16 protein-coding genes are annotated in these 17273 nt (G+C 75.3%); 11 read left to right on the top strand and 5 right to left on the bottom strand.

Annotation, left to right across the window (positions count from 1 at the left end; genetic code table 11):
• Positions 1-80: 80 nt before the first annotated feature.
• Complete coding sequence (locus ACI798_RS14050) at positions 81-827, bottom strand: SDR family oxidoreductase (RefSeq protein ID WP_456942667.1); 747 nt, start codon at positions 825-827, stop codon at positions 81-83.
• 307 nt (positions 828-1134) lie between these two features.
• Between ACI798_RS14050 and ACI798_RS14045 the strand changes: the two genes are divergently transcribed.
• The 9 genes from ACI798_RS14045 to ACI798_RS14005 all read left to right on the top strand — a co-directional run bounded on the left by ACI798_RS14045 (position 1135) and on the right by ACI798_RS14005 (position 11708).
• Positions 1135-2079: a Rossmann-like and DUF2520 domain-containing protein gene (locus ACI798_RS14045; RefSeq protein WP_456942666.1), complete on the top strand. Its 945-nt coding sequence runs from the start codon at positions 1135-1137 to the stop codon at positions 2077-2079.
• A complete protein-coding gene (panC, locus tag ACI798_RS14040) occupies positions 2076-2957 on the top strand; it encodes a pantoate--beta-alanine ligase (RefSeq protein WP_457048186.1) in 882 nt (293 codons plus the stop codon). Before ACI798_RS14045 ends, panC begins: the two co-directional genes overlap by 4 nt.
• Positions 2954-3379: an aspartate 1-decarboxylase gene (gene panD, locus ACI798_RS14035; RefSeq protein WP_456942664.1), complete on the top strand. Its 426-nt coding sequence runs from the start codon at positions 2954-2956 to the stop codon at positions 3377-3379. Before panC ends, panD begins: the two co-directional genes overlap by 4 nt.
• 17 nt (positions 3380-3396) lie before the next feature.
• On the top strand, positions 3397-5055 hold the full coding sequence (locus ACI798_RS14030) for an L-aspartate oxidase (protein WP_457048185.1): 1659 nt from the start codon (positions 3397-3399) through the stop codon (positions 5053-5055).
• Positions 5052-5957, top strand: coding sequence for a carboxylating nicotinate-nucleotide diphosphorylase (nadC, locus tag ACI798_RS14025; protein ID WP_457048184.1), 906 nt, complete (start codon positions 5052-5054; stop codon positions 5955-5957). The genes ACI798_RS14030 and nadC overlap by 4 nt, the downstream gene beginning before the upstream one ends.
• 5 nt (positions 5958-5962) lie before the next feature.
• Positions 5963-6757, top strand: a complete 795-nt coding sequence (locus tag ACI798_RS14020) for a type III pantothenate kinase (RefSeq protein WP_456942661.1) — start codon at positions 5963-5965, stop codon at positions 6755-6757.
• Positions 6758-6803: 46 nt separating this feature from the next.
• The gene (gene lysS / locus ACI798_RS14015) at positions 6804-8306 is read left to right on the top strand and encodes a lysine--tRNA ligase (RefSeq protein WP_456942660.1); all 1503 of its coding nucleotides are present in this window, start codon (positions 6804-6806) and stop codon (positions 8304-8306) included.
• A gap of 161 nt (positions 8307-8467) precedes the next feature.
• Entirely contained in the window at positions 8468-8821 is a 354-nt protein-coding gene (locus ACI798_RS14010; RefSeq protein WP_456942659.1) for a histone-like nucleoid-structuring protein Lsr2, read from the top strand.
• A gap of 346 nt (positions 8822-9167) precedes the next feature.
• Entirely contained in the window at positions 9168-11708 is a 2541-nt protein-coding gene (locus tag ACI798_RS14005) for an ATP-dependent Clp protease ATP-binding subunit (RefSeq protein WP_456942658.1), read from the top strand.
• A 134-nt stretch (positions 11709-11842) separates the two neighbouring features.
• On the opposite strand, the gene ACI798_RS14000 is transcribed toward ACI798_RS14005, so the two are convergent.
• Entirely contained in the window at positions 11843-12718 is an 876-nt protein-coding gene (locus ACI798_RS14000) for an A/G-specific adenine glycosylase (protein WP_457048183.1), read from the bottom strand.
• Between the two features lie 90 nt (positions 12719-12808).
• Here ACI798_RS14000 and ACI798_RS13995 point away from each other — a divergent pair, with 90 nt between their 5' ends.
• Positions 12809-13504, top strand: a complete 696-nt coding sequence (locus ACI798_RS13995) for a MucR family transcriptional regulator (protein WP_457048182.1) — start codon at positions 12809-12811, stop codon at positions 13502-13504.
• Between the two features lie 91 nt (positions 13505-13595).
• On the opposite strand, the gene disA is transcribed toward ACI798_RS13995, so the two are convergent.
• The 3 genes from disA to ACI798_RS13980 all read right to left on the bottom strand — a co-directional run bounded on the left by disA (position 13596) and on the right by ACI798_RS13980 (position 16881).
• Positions 13596-14684, bottom strand: a complete 1089-nt coding sequence (gene disA / locus ACI798_RS13990; protein ID WP_456942655.1) for a DNA integrity scanning diadenylate cyclase DisA — start codon at positions 14682-14684, stop codon at positions 13596-13598.
• 87 nt (positions 14685-14771) lie between these two features.
• Entirely contained in the window at positions 14772-16142 is a 1371-nt protein-coding gene (gene radA, locus ACI798_RS13985) for a DNA repair protein RadA (RefSeq protein ID WP_457048181.1), read from the bottom strand.
• A 52-nt stretch (positions 16143-16194) separates the two neighbouring features.
• Positions 16195-16881 carry a hypothetical protein gene (locus ACI798_RS13980; protein WP_457048180.1) on the bottom strand — a complete coding sequence of 229 codons (687 nt, stop codon included), beginning with the start codon at positions 16879-16881 and terminating at the stop codon, positions 16195-16197.
• A gap of 109 nt (positions 16882-16990) precedes the next feature.
• On the opposite strand from ACI798_RS13980, the gene ACI798_RS13975 reads away from it, so the two are divergent.
• Positions 16991-17230 carry a hypothetical protein gene (locus ACI798_RS13975; RefSeq protein WP_457048179.1) on the top strand — a complete coding sequence of 80 codons (240 nt, stop codon included), beginning with the start codon at positions 16991-16993 and terminating at the stop codon, positions 17228-17230.
• Positions 17231-17273 lie beyond the last annotated feature (43 nt).

Here is a 17273-nt window from a genome sequence, read left to right as displayed (position 1 = left end):
GTCCAGAGGCTCGCCGCGAGCGTGCGAGCGGTGAGGAGGACGGGGTCCTTCTGCCTGCGAGGGGGCCGGAGGGTCGCCGGCTAGGCCGGGCCGCGGGAGAGCGCGCCGCCGTCGAGCACGAGCGTCTGGCCGGTGACCCAGCCGGCACCGAGCAGGTAGGCCGCGGCCTCGCCGACGTCCTCGGGCTCGCCCAGCCGGCCGGCCGGGTAGGCGCGGGCGGCCTCCTCCTCGCGGCCCTCGTAGAGCGCGCCGGCGAAGCGGGTCTTCACCACCGCCGGGGCGACCGCGTTGACCGTCACCTTCGGGCCGAGCTCCACGGCCAGCTGGGTGACCAGGTTGACCAGCCCCGCCTTGCTGACGCCGTAGCCGCCGATCATCGGCGAGGCCTTGAGCCCGGCCACCGAGGCGACGACGAGGATCGAGCCGCCGTGCTCGGACATCCACGCCCGCCAGGCCTCCTGCACCAGGCCGAGCGTGCCGACGACGTTGGTGTCGAGGATCTTGCGGAACGCGTCGAGGTCGAGGTCCACCATCGGGCCGTAGACGGGGTTGATCCCGACGTTGCCGACCAGGTGGTCGAGGCTGCCGAACCGCTCGACCGCGGTGCGCACGGCCTCGGCGCGGTGCGCGGCGTCCCCGGCGTTGCCCGGCACGCCGACGGCGACGTCGGGACCGCCGAGCGCCGCGACCGCCTCCTCGAGCGCCTCGGCCTTGCGGGCGGTGAGCACCACGCGCGCCCCCCGGTCGACCAGGCTGCGGGCGATGGCCAGCCCGATGCCGCGGCTGCCGCCGGTGACCAGCGCGGTGCATCCCTCGAACGTGCCCACGTCACTCCCTCGTGTCCGCCGGCGACCGCGTCGGCGCCGGTGCCGCCGCAACCGTAGGACCGCCCCGGACGGGCTCCCCGCCCACCCCGGCGACGGTGGCGTGAGCCACGCCACAGTGCCGTTCCGTTGCAGGCGCCCGGGGGCCGACTCACACTCGCCTTCGGCGCGTCGCCCGCGTGACACACCCGGTCGCAGCGGACGCCCCGCCGGCACGACCCGCACCGCCCTCGCACCACCGGACCGCCGACGACGACGGTCCGCCCACCGAGTCCGGTACCCGCCAGGGACTGGAACGAGAGGTGTCCCGATGCCTGCTGCCCGCAGGACCCCCCGCGCTGCCGGGCTCGAGCCCGCCGACAGCGCCCCCGCCCGGCTCCGCGTCGGCGTCATCGGCGCCGGCCGCGTCGGCGCCGTCCTCGGGGCCGCCCTCGCCGCCGCCGGCCACGACGTGGTCGCCGCCTCCGGCGTCTCCACCGCCTCCGCCGAGCGCGCCGCCCGGCTGCTGCCCGGCACCCCGCTGCTGCCCGCCGACGAGGTGGTCGCCGCCGCCGACCTCGTGGTCCTCGCCGTCCCCGACGACACGCTGCCCGGCCTCGTCGCGGGCCTCGCCGAGACCGGCACCTGGCGGGCCGGCCAGCTCGCCTTCCACACCTCCGGCGCGCACGGCCTGGCCGTCCTCGCCCCCGCGGAGCAGGCCGGCGTCCTGCCGCTGGCCCTGCACCCGGCCATGACCTTCACCGGCGCCCCCGAGGACGCCGACCGGCTCGCCGGCGCGCCGTTCGGCGTCACCAGCCGTCCCCTGCACCGGCCGGTCGCCGAGACCCTGGTGCTGGAGATGGGCGGGGAGCCGTTCTTCGTCGCCGAGGACGACCGGCGGCTCTACCACGCGGCGCTGGTCACCGGCGCCAACCACCTGGTCACCCTCGTCGCCGAGGCCGCCGACCTGCTGCGCCAGGCCGGCGTCGACACCCCGGCCCGGGTGCTCACCCCGCTGCTCACCGCCGCGCTGGACAACGGCCTGCGCCGCGGCGACCGCGGGCTCACCGGCCCGGTCAGCCGCGGCGACGTCGGCACGGTGGCCGACCACCTCGCGACGCTCACCGACCGGGCTCCCGAGTCGGTGGCCGCCTACGTCGCCATGGCGCAGCGGACCACCGAGCGGGCGCTGTCCGCCGGCCGGCTCAAGCGGCACGAGGGCGCGCCGCTGCTCGACCTGCTGTACGAGGCCGCCGACCCGGCGGGCTCCCGGTGACCACCAGCACCGCGGCCGTGTCGTCCACCCACCCCACCGCCCCGGCCGTCGCGGAGACGACCGCGGACCTCGCCCGCCTGCGCGCCTCCCTGCCCGGCCCGGTGGCGCTGGTCCCGACCATGGGCGCCCTGCACGAGGGGCACCGCGCGCTGGTCCGCGCCGCCCGCGAGCGGGCCGGCAGCGTCGTCGTGTCGGTGTTCGTCAACCCGACCCAGTTCGGCCCCGGCGAGGACCTCGACCGCTACCCGCGCACGTGGGACGCCGACCTCGCCGCGCTCACCGACGAGGGCGCCGACGTCGTGTTCCACCCGCCGGTCGACGAGGTCTACCCGCCCGGCTCGCTCGGCGTCACCGTCGACCCCGGCCCGCTCGGGTCGGTCCTCGAGGGCGCGGTGCGGCCCGGCCACTTCGCCGGCGTCCTGACCGTCGTCGCCAAGCTGTTCGGCCTCACCCGGCCCGACCTCGCGTTCTTCGGCGACAAGGACTACCAGCAGCTGACGCTGGTCCGGGCGATGGTCCGCGAGCTGGCGCTGCCGCTGGAGGTGGTCGGCGTGCCGACCGTCCGCGAGGACGACGGCATGGCGCTGTCCAGCCGCAACCGCTACCTGGCGCCGGAAGAGCGCGCCCGGGCCGCGACGTTGAACAGGGCGCTGCGTGCCGGGGCGGACGCCGGCCCGCGCGGCGCCGAGGCGGTCCTCGCCGCCGCCCGCGAGGTGCTGGCCGGCGCGCCCGAGCTGGTGCCCGACTACCTCGCGCTCACCGACCCCGACCTGGGCCCGGCCCCCGCCGCCGGCCCCGCCCGGCTGCTGCTGGCCGCCCGCGCCGGCAGCACCCGCCTCCTCGACAACGCCGCCGTCCAGCTGGGAGCCCCCCGATGATGCGCACGATGCTCAAGTCCAAGATCCACCGGGCGACGGTGACGCAGGCCGACCTGCACTACGTCGGCTCGGTGACCGTCGACGAGGACCTGCTCGACGCCGCCGACCTCATCCCCGGCGAGCAGGTCGCGATCGTGGACGTCACCAACGGCGCCCGCCTGGAGACCTACGTCATCCCGGGCGAGCGGGGCAGCGGCGTCATCGGCATCAACGGCGCCGCCGCGCACCTGGTGCACCCCGGCGACCTGGTGATCCTCATCAGCTACGGCCTCATGGACGAGACCGAGGCGAAGAGCCACATCCCGAAGGTCGTGCACGTCGACGGCGGCAACCGCGTCGTCGAGCTGGGCGGGGACCCCTCGGCCCCGGTGCCCGGCGCGGCCGACCAGCAGCGCAGCGACCTCGGCGTCCCCGTCCGGTGACGTCCCTGGCGGCGCCCGTGACGGGCCTGCCCACCCGGCTGACGGCTCCCGCACCCGGCTGGGAGCTGTCGGCCGACGTCTGCGTCGTCGGCTCCGGCGTCGCGGGCCTGTGCGTCGCGCTGCACGCCCGGGCAGCGGGGCTGTCGGTCGCCGTCGTCACCAAGGTCCGCGTCGACGACGGCTCGACCCGCTGGGCACAGGGCGGCATCGCCGCCGTGCTCGACCCGGCCGACAGCCCCGAGGCACACGCCCGCGACACCGAGGTCGCCGGCGTCGGGCTGTGCGAGCCCGACGCGGTCCGCACCCTGGTGACCGAGGGCCCGGCGCGGCTGCACCAGCTCATCGGCTGGGGCGCCGGCTTCGACCGCGACCCCTCCGGCCGGCTGCTGCTCACCCGCGAGGGCGGGCACACCGCCGACCGGATCGTGCACGCCGGCGGCGACGCCACCGGCGCCGAGGTCATGCGCGCCCTGTGCGAGGCCGTGCACGCCGACCCCGGCATCACCCTCGTCGAGCACGCGATGGTGCTCGACCTGCTCACCGACGCCGGCGGCGGGGCCGCCGGCGTCACCCTGCACGTCCTCGGCGAGGGCACCGAGGACGGCGTGGGCGCCGTCCGTGCGCGGGCCGTCGTGCTGGCCACCGGCGGGATGGGCCAGGTCTACGCCGCGACGACGAACCCCGCGGTGTCCACCGGCGACGGCGTGGCCCTGGGCCTGCGCGCCGGCGCGGTGGCCACCGACCTGGAGTTCGTGCAGTTCCACCCGACGTCGCTGTACCGCGGCCCGGGCGCCCGCGGGCAGCAGCCGCTGGTCAGCGAGGCGCTGCGCGGCGAGGGTGCGGTGCTGCGCGACGGGGCGGGGGAGCGGTTCATGCTCGGCGTCCACCCGCAGGCCGAGCTGGCGCCGCGCGACGTCGTCGCCAAGGCGATCACCCGCGTGCAGCTGCGCGACGGCGTCGACCACGTCTGGCTCGACGCCCGGCACGTGCCCGGCCTCGCCGAGCGGTTCCCGACCATCGTGGCCAGCTGCCGGGCGATCGGCGTCGACCCGGTCACCGACCTGGTACCGGTCACGCCGGCCGCCCACTACGCCTCCGGCGGCCTGGTCACCGACCTCGCCGGCCGGACCACCGTCCCCAGGCTCTACGCCTGCGGCGAGGTCGCCTGTACCGGCGTGCACGGCGCCAACCGGCTGGCGTCGAACTCGCTGCTCGAGGGGCTGGTGTTCGCCGCCCGCATCGGCGCGGAGCTGGCCCGCTCGCTGCCCCCGGCCGCGCCGGCCCGCGCGGCCGCCGCCGGGACCGCGGGCCTGCTGGACCCGGCCGGGCGACGCGCCGTCACCGAGACCATGTCCGGCCGGGTCGCCGCGCTGCGCTCGGGCGCCGGGCTGGCCGAGGCCACGGGCGTGCTGGCCGGGCTGGCCGCCGGGCTGGTGACCGGCCCCGGCGCCGCACCCGGCGTGGAGAGCTGGGAGGCCACCGACCTGCTCACCGTCGCGAGCGCCCTCACCGCCGCCGCCGGCGCCCGCGAGGAGACCCGCGGCTGCCACTGGCGCGAGGATCACCCCGCGACCGAGGAGGACTGGCGGGTGCACCTCGACGTCCGCCTCGACGACGACGGCCGGCTGCGCCTGACCCGCCGGCCGGTGGGGACCCCCGTGGTGCAGCCGTGGTGACCGCCGACCCGCGGTCGCTGGAGGGCACCGGGCTGTCGCCGGCCTGGGTCGACGACCTGGTCGAGCGCACGCTGGCCGAGGACCTCGCCGGCGGGGCCGTCCTGCCCGCCGAGCCGGACCTCGCCGTCGCGCTCGACGTCACCAGCGCCGCCACCGTGCCCCCGGTGCAGTACGGCACCGCCGACCTCGTCGCCCGCGCCGACGGCGTCGTCGCCGGCCTGCCGGTCGCCGCCCGGGTGTTCACCCGCCTCGCGCCCGGCGCCACGCTCACCGCCGGCGCGGCCGACAGCGACCGGGTGACCCGCGGCGACGTGCTGCTGACCGTCCGCGGGCCGGTCCGCGCGCTGCTGGCCGCCGAGCGCAGCGCGCTGAACATCGCCAGCCGGGCCAGCGGCATCGCCACCGCCACCCGCGCCTGGGTGGACGCCGTCGCGGGCACCGGCGCCGTCGTCCTCGACACCCGCAAGACCACCCCCGGGCTGCGCCCGCTGGAGAAGTACGCGGTGCGCTGCGGCGGCGGGTCGAACAAGCGCATGGGCCTCTACGACGTCGCGATGGTGAAGGACAACCACGTCGCCGCCGCGGGCTCCGTGGCCGCCGCCGTGGCCGCGGTCCGCGAGCGGGCGCCGCGGGTGCCGGTGCAGGTGGAGGCGGACACCCCCGCGCAGGCGGTCGAGGCGGTCGAGGCGGGCGCGGACTTCCTGCTGCTGGACAACATGCCGCCCGCGCAGCTGCGCGAGGTGGTGGCCCTGGTCGGCGGCCGCGCGGAGCTCGAGGCCACCGGCGGGCTCACCCTCGCCGTCGCCCGCGAGGTCGCCGCGACCGGCGTGGACTTCCTCTCGGTCGGCGCGCTCACCCACTCCTCGCCGATCCTCGACCTCGCGCTCGACCTGCGGAGCTGACCGGCGTGCTGCTCACCGTCGACGTCGGCAACAGCCAGACCGTGCTGGCCACCTTCGACGGCGCCCGGCGGGTCGGCTGCTGGCGCGTGACCACGCACCCGCGGGCCACCTCCGACGAGATCCGGATGCTCTGGCGCGGGCTGCTGCGCGACACCCCGGTCACCGGCGTCGCGGCGTGCTCCACGGTGCCGGCGCTGCTGCCCGCGCTGCGGCAGCTGCTGGACTCCCTCGAGGTGCCGGTCGTGCTCATCGGCCCCGGCGTGCGCACCGGCGTCCCGCTGCACGTGGACAACCCGCGCGAGGTCGGCGCCGACCGCGTGGTCACCGCCCTGGCCGCGCACGAGCTGTTCGGCCGGGCGCCCGACGGGAGCGGCCGCCCGGTCGTGGTGGTCGACTTCGGCACCTCCACCAACGTCGACGCCGTCGGCCCGGACGGGCAGTTCCTCGGCGGCGCGCTGGCCCCGGGCGTCGAGGTCAGCCTGGAGGCGCTGGCCACCCGCGCGGCGCAGCTGCGGTCGGTGGAGCTCACCGTCCCGGCGCAGGCGATCGGGAAGAACACCGTCGCCGCGCTGCAGTCGGGGGTGGTCCTCGGCTTCGCCGGGCTGGTCGACGGGCTGGTCGGCCGGATCGCCGGCGAGCTGGTCGCGCAGTTCGGCGACCCGCCGGTCGTCGTCGCCACCGGGGGCCTGGCGCCGCTGGTGGCCGACAGCTGCCGCACCGTCGCCGAGCGCGAGCCCGACCTCACCGTGCACGGCCTGCGGCTGGCCTTCGAGCGCTCCCAGGCCGGCGGCCGCCGCTAGGACGTCGCCGGAGGTGTCGCGGCGCACGGCCGTAGGCTCGGACGGCGTGACCGACGAACCCCCGGGCCTGCCGGACGACGAGCTCCCCGAACAGCTCCGGGTCCGCCGCGCCAAGCTCGACCGGCTGCGCGCGTCCGGCGTCGACCCGTACCCGGTCACGGTGGAGCGCACCACCTCGCTGGCCGACGTCCGGGCCAAGCACCCCGACCTCGAGCCCGACACCACGACCGGCGAGCGGGTCGGCGTCACCGGCCGGGTCATCTTCAGCCGCAACACCGGCAAGCTCTGCTTCGCGACGCTGCGCGAGGGCGACGCCGAGCTGCAGGTCATGCTCTCCCGCGACCGCGTGGGCGCCGAGGCGCTGGACGCCTGGAAGGCCGACGTCGACCTCGGCGACCACGTCTTCGTCGAGGGGGAGGTCGGGACGTCGCGGCGCGGCGAGCTGTCGGTGTTCGCCGACTCCTGGCGGATGGCGGCCAAGGCGCTGCGCCCGCTGCCGGTGGCGCACAAGCCGATGAGCGAGGAGCTGCGGGTCCGCCGCCGCTACGTGGACCTCATCGTCCGCGACGAGGCGCGCCGCACCGTCCGGCAGCGAGCCCAGGTGATGGCCGCGCTGCGGTCCGGGCTCACCGGCCGCGGGTTCCTCGAGGTCGAGACGCCGATGCTGCAGACCGTGCACGGCGGTGCTGCCGCCCGGCCGTTCCGCACGCACATGAACGCCTTCGACCTCGACCTGTACCTGCGCATCGCGCCCGAGCTGTTCCTCAAGCGGTGCATCGTCGGCGGCCTGGAGAAGGTCTTCGAGATCAACCGCAACTTCCGCAACGAGGGCGCCGACAGCTCGCACTCGCCGGAGTTCGCGATGCTCGAGTTCTACGAGGCCTACGCCGACTACCAGGACGTGGCGCGCACCACGCGGGAACTGGTCCAGGAGTGCTGCGCGGCGCTGTTCGGCGACCACGTCGCGCGCCACCACGACGGCACCGAGATCGACCTGTCGGGGGAGTGGCCGCAGGTGCCGCTCTACACGCTGGTCTCCGACGCCGTCGGCGAGGAGGTCACCCCGGAGACGCCGGTCGAGCGGCTGCGGGAGCTGGCCGGCCGGCACGACGTCGGCGTCGACCCGGCGTGGCTGCCCGGCAAGGTGGTCGAGGAGCTGTTCGAGGCGCTGGTGCAGGACTCCCTGCAGGCGCCCACGTTCGTCGTCGACTACCCCGTCGACACCTCGCCCCTGACCCGCGCGCACCGCACGACGCCGGGCCTGGCGGAGAAGTGGGACCTCTACATCGCCGGCATCGAGCGCGGCACCGGTTACTCGGAGCTGGTCGACCCGGTCGTCCAGCGTGATCGGTTCACCCAGCAGGCGCTGCTGGCCGCGGCCGGCGACCCCGAGGCCATGGTGCTCGACGAGGACTTCCTCGAGGCCCTCGAGTACGGGATGCCGCCGTCCGGTGGTGTCGGGATGGGCATCGACCGGCTGATGATGACGCTCACCGGCCTCGGTATCCGCGAGACGATCCTGTTCCCGTTGGTCCGCCCCATTTCCTGACTCATCCCGTTCCGCTGCGCCGAATTCCTCCCCGAAAGGGGCGACCCGCCGTCGGGGATTGCTCTTCCCCCTTCCTCCTGTGGTGGAATGTGCGCGTCACCCAGCTCCGGGTGGCTGCAATTGTCCGGCCACGGGGGCCGAGAGGGAGTGAGGAAAGCGGAATGGCGCGCAAGGTCCAGGTGATCCTGAGTGACGACCTCGACGAGGACCTCCCCGCGGACGAGACGGTGAGTTTCTCGCTCGACGGCACGAACTACGAGATCGACCTGTCCGAGAAGAACGCGAAGGAACTGCGCGACGCCTTCTCCCGGTACGTGCAGGCCGCCCGCAAGGTCGGCCGCGGCAGTGGTCGGGCCTCCGGCGCCGGCCGGTCCCGTGCCACCGGCGGCGGCGGGCGGATGGACCGCGAGCAGGCGGGCGCGATCCGCGACTGGGCCCGCAAGAACGGCCACAACGTCAGCGACCGCGGCCGCATCCCGGCCAGCGTCGTCGAGGCCTACGAGGCCGCCCACTAGGGAAAGGACCCCCTCGCCCCCACCCCTCGCCCCGCGCGGGGTGGGGGCGAGGGGGCCGTTCCAGCACGTCACCGGTGGCCCGGTCCCTCGACGAGGGGCCGGGCCGTCGGCGTCCCCGGGGGACACGCCGTCCGCTGTCGGCGTAACGCCCCCGGAACACCGCCCCGCCACCATCGGTTGGACCGGGCAAGCCACCCACCGCACCGCCGGTCGTGACCGACGGGACGGCGTGGTCCGTGACTACAGTGGAATGACCGGTGCCCCAGCGCGCCGACGGACGTCGGGTGCTCCTCCCCGCTCGTGGGGAGGGACGTGCCGGACCAGCCGGTCAGAGGAGAAGCAGCAGATGTTCGAACGGTTCACCGACCGAGCCCGACGGGTGGTCGTCCTGGCGCAGGAAGAGGCCAGGATGCTCAACCACAACTACATCGGCACCGAGCACATCCTCCTGGGCCTGATCCACGAGGGCGAGGGCGTCGCTGCCAAGGCCCTCGAGTCGCTCGGCATCTCGCTCGAGGGTGTCCGCCAGCAGGTCGAGGAGATCATCGGCCAGGGCCAGCAGGCCCCGTCCGGGCACATCCCCTTCACCCCGCGGGCGAAGAAGGTGCTCGAGCTGTCCCTGCGCGAGGCGCTGCAGCTCGGCCACAACTACATCGGCACCGAGCACATCCTGCTCGGCCTGATCCGCGAGGGCGAGGGCGTGGCCGCCCAGGTCCTCGTGAAGCTGGGCGCCGACCTCAACCGCGTCCGCCAGCAGGTCATCCAGCTGCTCTCCGGCTACCAGGGCAAGGAGCCGGCCTCGGCTGGCGGCCCCGCGGAGGGCACGCCGTCGACGTCGCTGGTGCTCGACCAGTTCGGCCGCAACCTGACCCAGGCCGCGCGCGACTCCAAGCTCGACCCGGTCATCGGGCGGGCCAAGGAGATCGAGCGGGTCATGCAGGTCCTCTCGCGGCGGACCAAGAACAACCCCGTCCTCATCGGCGAGCCCGGCGTCGGCAAGACCGCCGTCGTCGAGGGCCTGGCCCAGGCGATCGTCAAGGGCGAGGTCCCCGAGACGCTGAAGGACAAGCAGCTCTACACCCTCGACCTCGGCGCCCTGGTCGCCGGCTCGCGGTACCGCGGTGACTTCGAGGAGCGCCTCAAGAAGGTGCTCAAGGAGATCCGCACCCGCGGCGACATCATCCTGTTCATCGACGAGATCCACACCCTCGTCGGTGCCGGTGCCGCCGAGGGCGCGATCGACGCCGCCAGCATCCTCAAGCCGATGCTGGCCCGCGGTGAGCTGCAGACCATCGGCGCCACCACGCTCGACGAGTACCGCAAGCACCTCGAGAAGGACGCCGCGCTCGAGCGCCGCTTCCAGCCGATCCAGGTGGGCGAGCCGACGCTCACCCACACGATCGAGATCCTCAAGGGCCTGCGCGACCGCTACGAGGCGCACCACCGGATCAGCATCACCGACGGCGCCCTCGTCGCCGCCGCCACGCTGGCCGACCGGTACATCTCCGACCGCTTCCTGCCGGACAAGGCGATCGACCTGATCGACGAGGCCGGTGCCCGGATGCGGATCAAGCGGATGACCGCCCCGCCGGACCTGCGCGAGTTCGACGACCGGATCGCCGGCATCCGCCGCGAGAAGGAGTCGGCGATCGACGCGCAGGACTTCGAGAAGGCCGCGTCGCTGCGCGACAAGGAGAAGACCCTCCTGGCCGAAAAGGCCGAGCGGGAGAAGGCGTGGAAGGCCGGCGACATGGACGTCGTCGCCGAGGTCGACGACGAGCAGATCGCCGAGGTGCTGGCCAACTGGACCGGCATCCCCGTCTTCAAGCTCACCGAGGAGGAGACGACCCGTCTGCTCCGCATGGAGGACGAGCTCCACAAGCGGATCATCGGCCAGGAAGAGGCCATCAAGAGCGTCAGCCAGGCGATCCGGCGCACCCGCGCGGGCCTCAAGGACCCGCGTCGCCCCGGTGGCTCGTTCATCTTCGCCGGCCCCTCGGGTGTCGGTAAGACCGAGCTCGCCAAGGCGCTCGCGAACTTCCTGTTCGGCGAGGACGACGCGCTCATCCAGATCGACATGGGCGAGTTCCACGACCGGTTCACCGTGTCGCGGCTCGTCGGTGCCCCTCCCGGCTACGTCGGTTACGACGAGGGCGGCCAGCTGACCGAGAAGGTGCGGCGCAAGCCGTTCTCGGTGGTCCTCTTCGACGAGATCGAGAAGGCCCACGCCGACGTCTTCAACACGCTGCTGCAGGTGCTGGAGGACGGCCGCCTCACCGACGGTCAGGGCCGGATCGTGGACTTCAAGAACACGATCCTGATCCTCACGACCAACCTCGGGACGCGGGACATCTCCAAGGCGGTCGGCCTCGGCTTCCAGGCCGGGAACGACGACCAGTCGAACTACGAGCGCATGAAGACGAAGGTCCACGACGAGCTCAAGCAGCACTTCCGGCCCGAGTTCCTCAACCGCATCGACGACATCGTCGTGTTCCACCAGCTGACCGAGGCCGAGATCATCCAGATCGTCGACCTGATGCTCGCCCGCGTGGAGGGCCAGCTGAGCAACAAGGACATGTCGCTCGAGGTCACCCAGGAGGCCAAGAAGCTCCTGGCGGCCCGCGGGTTCGACCCGGTGCTGGGCGCCCGGCCGCTGCGCCGGACCATCCAGCGCGAGATCGAGGACGCGCTGTCGGAGAAGATCCTCTACGGGGAGCTGACCGCCGGTCAGATCGTCGTGGTGGACGTCGAGGGCGAGGGCACCGACGCGAAGTTCACCTTCCGCGGCGAGAGCAAGCCGATCGACCTGCCCGACACGCCGCCGGTGGCGCTGACCGTCGGCGACGACGAGGAGGGCACCCAGGGCCCCTCGCTCCGCAAGGAGTAAGCGGCCCCGGCAGGTCCACCGACAGGGGCCGTCTCCCGCGAGGGAGGCGGCCCCTGTCGCGTTCCCGGGGAGGGGAGGACGCCCGCGGCCCCTCGGGTGCCCACCCGACGCCGCCCCGGCGCCGCTGAGGGGGTTCAGGCGGGGAGGGTGAACCGGCCGTCGTCGGTCTGCTCGACCAGGCCGTCGGCCAGCAGGGAGTCCAGGCACCGGGACCGCTGCACCGGGTCGTCCCAGGTGGCGTCCAGGGCGGGGGCGGGGACCGGACCGTCGGCGGCGCGCAGGACGTCGAGCAGCCGGCCGCGGACCTGCCGGTCGGTGCCGGCGAACCGCTGCACCCGCTTCGGCGGCCCCTCGGCGGCGGGACAGTCGGCCAGCCGCCAGGCGCACCGGTCCCGCACCGGGCACGCGGCGCACCGCGGCGTGCGGGCCACGCAGACCAGCGCGCCGAGCTCCATGGCCGCCACCGAGAACCGGCACGCCCGCTCCCGGTCCGCCGGCGCGAGCGCCGCGACGTCGGTCAGGTCGGAGGCGCGCGCGGTCCCGGCCTCGGCGCGGCCGTGCACCAGCCGGGCCACCACCCGCCGCACGTTGGTGTCCACGACCGGCTGCGGCGTCCCGTGGCCGAAGCAGGCCACCGCCCGGGCCGTGTAGGTCCCGATGCCCGGCAGCGCCTCCAGGGCCGCCACGTCGGCCGGGACGGCGCCCCCGTGCCGCTCGACGAGGGCCACGGCGGTCTCCCGCAGCCGCAGCGCCCGGCGTGGGTAGCCGAGCTTGCCCCAGGCGCGGATCACCTCGGCCGGCGACGCGGCGGCGAGCGCGGCCGGGGTGGGCCAGCGCTCCGTCCAGGCGCGCCACACCGGCTCGACCCGCGCCACCGGCGTCTGCTGCAGCATCACCTCGCTGACCAGCACCGCCCACGGGTCCACGCCGGGCCGGCGCCACGGCAGGTCGCGGGCCGCCGTGTCGTACCAGTCGACGAGGGCGTCCCCGAGTCCGGCGGTGCTGCTCACGAGGGTCCAGTGTGCCCCGCGCCGGGCCCGGCCCCCGGCCGCGGCGTGCCCTGTGGGGACGGCCCGGAGGCGCGCACTACCGTCGCCCCTGTGCTGCACCCGGTCGGGCCCCTGCCGGCCGCCGTCTACTGGCGACGGCGGCTGCTCGTGCTCCTCCTGCTCGTCGCCGTCCTCGGCGGCGGGACGTGGCTCGGGGTGGCGCTGGTGAGCGGCGGCTCGGGGAGCCCGGCCTCGGCCGCCGGCACCTCGGAGGCGGCGTCGACGGCGTCGGCCTCGGCGGAGCCGCCCGCCCTCGACCGGGTCCTCCCGTCGGTGGCCGGCGTGCAGACCCCCACACCGCCGCCCACCCCGACGCCGGCCGCACCCCCCGCGCCGGCCGGCCCGGTCCAGCAGGCCGGCGCCCCGTGCGTCGACGACGTCGTCGCGCTGGAGGTGCGCACGCCCGGCACGGTCGCCGCCGGCTCCTCGCCGACGCTCGAGCTCGTCGTCACCAACACCGCCGCGGTGCCGTGCACCCGCGTGCTGGACAAGCAGGTGCAGGAGATGGTGCTGCTCGACGCGGCCGGCGCCCGGCTGTGGGGCAGCAACGACTGCCAGCCCGAGACCAGCAGCGACACCCGCACGCTGCAGCCCGGTGAGCAGGTGGTGTTCCCACTGGTCTGGAGCGGACTGACCAGCGAGCCGACCTGCACCGCGGCGCGCGTCGCGGTGGCCCCGGGTCAGTACGTGCTGCGCGCCCGGCTGGACACCAAGACCAGCCCGGACGCCGTCCTCAGCATCACCTGACGAAGGACCTCCCCGCCCCCCCACCGCTCGCAGGCTCGCGGCGGGCCCCTGCAGGGAGGCCGTTCCCCCTCCGTCGGTGGTGGGCCGCCGGCTAGCTGTAGCGGTCGAGGATCGAGGTCTCGGCCAGCCGGGACAGGCCCTCGCGGATGCCCCGGGCCCGGGCCTCGCCGACGCCCTCAACGGCGAGCAGGTCCTCGATGGTGGCCGCGAGCAGCTTCTGCAGGCCGCCGAAGTGGTCGACCAGGCGGTCGATGATCGCCGCGGGCAGCCGCGGCACCCGGGCCAGCAGCCGGTAGCCGCGCGGGCTGACGGGGGAGTCCAGCGCGTCGGCCGAGGTGGGCAGCCCGTAGCAGCGCGAGACGGCGGACAGGTCGAGCAGCTCGGTGGCCGACAGCCCCCGCAGCTCGGCGAGCACGTCCTCGATGGTGCGCGGCCGGCGGGTGCCCGGGGCGGGCAGGTAGTCGCGCACCAGCAGCGCGCGGTCCTCCTCGACGCCGGCCAGCATCTCGTCCAGCTGCAGAGCCAGCAGCCGGCCGTCGGTGCCCAGCTCGACGACGAAGCCCTCGATCTCGTCGGCGATCCGCCGGACCATCTCCAGCCGCTGGCTGACGCTCATCGCGTCGCGCACGGTGACCAGGTCCTCGATCTCCAGCGCCGAGAGGGTGCTGGCGACCTCGTCGAGGCGCAGCTTGTACCGCTCCAGCGCCGCGAGGGCCTGGTTGGCGCGGGCGAGGATGGTCGTCGGGTGCTCGAGCGTGTAGCGCCGCCCGGCCACGTAGACGCTGATGATGTGCATCGACTGGCTGACCGAGATCACCGGGAACCCGCTCTGCACGGCCACCCGCTCGGCGGTCCGGTGCCGGGTGCCCGACTCCTCGGTGGGCACGGTCGGGTCGGGCATCAGGTGCACGCCGGCCCGCACGATGCGCAGCCCGTCGGAGGACAGGATCACCGCGCCGTCCATCTTGGCCAGCTCGCGCAACCGGGTGGCCGACAGCGCGACGTCGAGGGCGAACCCGCCGGTGCAGATGGACTCCACGACCCGGTCGTAGCCGAGCACGATGAGGGCGCCGGTGCGGCCGGCCAGGATGCGCTCCAGGCCGTCGCGCAACGCGGTCCCCGGGGCGATGCGGCCGAGCAGCTCGCGCAGGGCGACCTCGGAGTCCACAGCGGGGGGCACGGGTGCTCCTGACGTCGTCGCGGTACGGCGGTTGAGTCTACGTGGGAGGCCGACCTGCCGGTCGGGAGCGGGGTGCGGGGAGTGCGCTCAGCCGGGGAAGAGCCCGGCGAGGGCGGCCCCCAGGTCGGGGACCTCCATGAGCCGGATGCCCTTGGGCGCCTGGCCGGCGTCCGGCGGGACCAGCGCGAGCCGGTAGCCCTGGCGGGCGGCCTCGGCCAGCCGCCGGCCGGTCCCGCCGACCCGCCGGATCTCCCCGGACAGGCCCACCTCGCCGAGGGCGATCATGCCCTCGGGCAGCGGCGTGTCCCGCGACGCCGAGGCGATGGCCAGCGCGAGGGCGAGGTCGGCCGCGGGCTCGGCGATCTTCACCCCTCCGACGGAGGCGGCGAAGACGTCGGCGTCGGCCAGCCGGACGCCGCCGCGCCGCTCGACGACGGCGTTGACCATCGCGACCCGCTGCGAGTCCAGCCCGCTCACCGCCCGCCGCGGCGAGCCGCCGCCGGTGTTCGTGGCGACGAGGGCCTGCACCTCGGCCAGCAGCGGCCGGCTGCCCTCCATGGTCACCGTGACGCAACTGCCGGGCACCGAGGCGGTGCGGCGCGAGACGAACAGGTGGGAGGGGTCGGGTACGCCGACCACGCCGCCGTCGCCGATCTCGAAGCAGCCGATCTCGTCGGCCGGGCCGAACCGGTTCTTGGTGGCGCGCACCAGGCGCAGCGTGGAGTGCCGCTCGCCGTCGAAGGACACGACGACGTCGACCAGGTGCTCCAGCGCCCGCGGCCCGGCGATCGCGCCGTCCTTGGTGACGTGCCCGACGAGGATCGTCGTCATCCCGCGGGACTTGGCGACGGCGGTGAGCGCGGTGGCCACCGAGCGGACCTGGGTGGCGCCGCCGTCGGTCCCGTCGACCGCGGAGGAGCGGACGGTCTGCACGCTGTCGAGCACCAGCAGCGAGGGCGCGACCTGCTCGACGTGGGCGAGGACGGCCGACAGCTCGGTCTCGGCGGCGAGGTAGAGCCGGTCGTGCAGGGCGCCGATCCGCTCGGCGCGCAGCCGCACCTGCGCGGCGGACTCCTCGCCGGAGACCACCAGCGTGGGGCCGTTGGACTCCGCCACCCGGTGGGCGACCTCGAGCAGCAGCGTGGACTTACCGACGCCGGGCTCACCGGCGACGAGGACCACCGCGCCGGGCACCAGGCCGCCGCCGAGGACGCGGTCGAACTCGGGGATGCCGGTGGGCACCGCCCGCGCGCCGTCGAGCTGGACCTGGGCGATCGGCCGGGCGGGCGCGGTGACCGGGCCCGCGGCGACCGAGCGGAGCGCCGGCGCGGCGGGCCCGACCTCCACCAGCGTGCCCCAGGCCTGGCACTCCGGGCACTTGCCCATCCACTTCGCCGACGAGAAGCCGCACTCGGTGCAGCGGTGGGCGGGACGGGCGGGCTTCACTCCGGAGGGCACACCGCCACGGTAGGTGGGGGTACCGACACTCCCGGGGAGGACGCGGCAGGCCTCACTCGGACTGCGTGTCCTCCTCGTTCTCCGGGTTCTCCGGCTCCTCGCCCTCGTGGAAGTCGAACGCCTCGCCCCGGTCGATCTCCTCGTCGGGACCGGCCACCAGCGCCTGCGTGGTGATCTCGCCGGCCTGCTCGAAGGACAGGGTGAGCGTCAGGGTCTGCCCGGCCGTCAGCTCCTCGCTGAGGTCCTGCAGCGTGATCGTCGCGCCGTCCTCGCCCCCGATGTACAGCGCGGTGTCGGCGGGGACGTCCAGCGAGAGCCGGGTGCTCGCCGTCGCGCCGGCGGAGGGCGACGCCCCCGGGGTGGCGCCGGTGCTGCCCGGCGTCGGGGTGGCCGTGGGGGAGCTGCCGGCCGGGGACGACGGCGAGGGGGTGGGGCCGGTCGAGGAGACCAGCACGCCGTCGAAGCCCTCGCCCTCGATGCCGGTGAGGGTGTCGTCGGAGTCGGAGGCGTTGACGATCGTGAGGATCAGCTCGGCGTCGTCGCCCTCCTCGTACCGGCCGTTCTCGGGCGGGGCGAGCAGCACCTGGCGCAGCAGGATGTCCTCCACCTGCGCCTGGGGGCCGACCTTGTCGCGGTCCTGGGTGCCGGTCTGCGAGATCTGGCCGGCGCTGCAGGCGCCGAGCGCGACCGGGCTGAGGACGAGGGCACCCATCACGGCGGCGCGCAGCGCGCGGTTCACAGCGGTCGACCTCCACGGGGAAACAGCAGCCGGCCACCGTGCGTCTCGATGGCCCGAGTCGCGCCGAGCCTAACGGTCCGCCCACCGTGTCCGCCGGGAGGTGAGGCCGATGGGGCGCCCCGGACCCGGTGCCGGTGGAGAGCCGCGCGACCCTGCCCTCGCTGACTTCCCCGAACGGGCGCCCGGTACGCGTCGGTGGACCTCCGCCGACCCGCTCGGCCCGCACTTCCTCGACGCGCCCGGCCAGCCGGTGCTGCTGATCCGCCGCCCGCTGCAGGGCCTGGACCGGCTGGAGGACCTGCCGCTCGTCGTCGGGCGGGACGCCGCCCGGGGCACCTCCGCCCCCTGATCGGGGGACGGGCGGTCCAGTTCCCCGTCCGGCCTGCCGATGC

This window comes from Geodermatophilus sp. SYSU D01045 (assembly GCF_054050295.1).
Note: the sequence above shows the minus strand (reverse complement) of the source record. Positions and strands in the feature narration are given on the sequence as shown.

Bases quoted from the DNA above. Each gene is read 5' to 3' on its own strand.
- ACI798_RS14045 (WP_456942666.1), top strand. From the start codon at position 1,135: ATGCCTGCTGCCCGCAGGACCCCCCGCGCTGCCGGGCTCGAGCCCGCC.
- panD (WP_456942664.1), top strand. From the start codon at position 2,954: ATGATGCGCACGATGCTCAAGTCCAAGATCCACCGGGCGACGGTGACG.
- ACI798_RS14010 (WP_456942659.1), top strand. From the start codon at position 8,468: ATGGCGCGCAAGGTCCAGGTGATCCTGAGTGACGACCTCGACGAGGAC.
- ACI798_RS14005 (WP_456942658.1), top strand. From the start codon at position 9,168: ATGTTCGAACGGTTCACCGACCGAGCCCGACGGGTGGTCGTCCTGGCG.
- ACI798_RS13975 (WP_457048179.1), top strand. From the start codon at position 16,991: ATGGGGCGCCCCGGACCCGGTGCCGGTGGAGAGCCGCGCGACCCTGCC.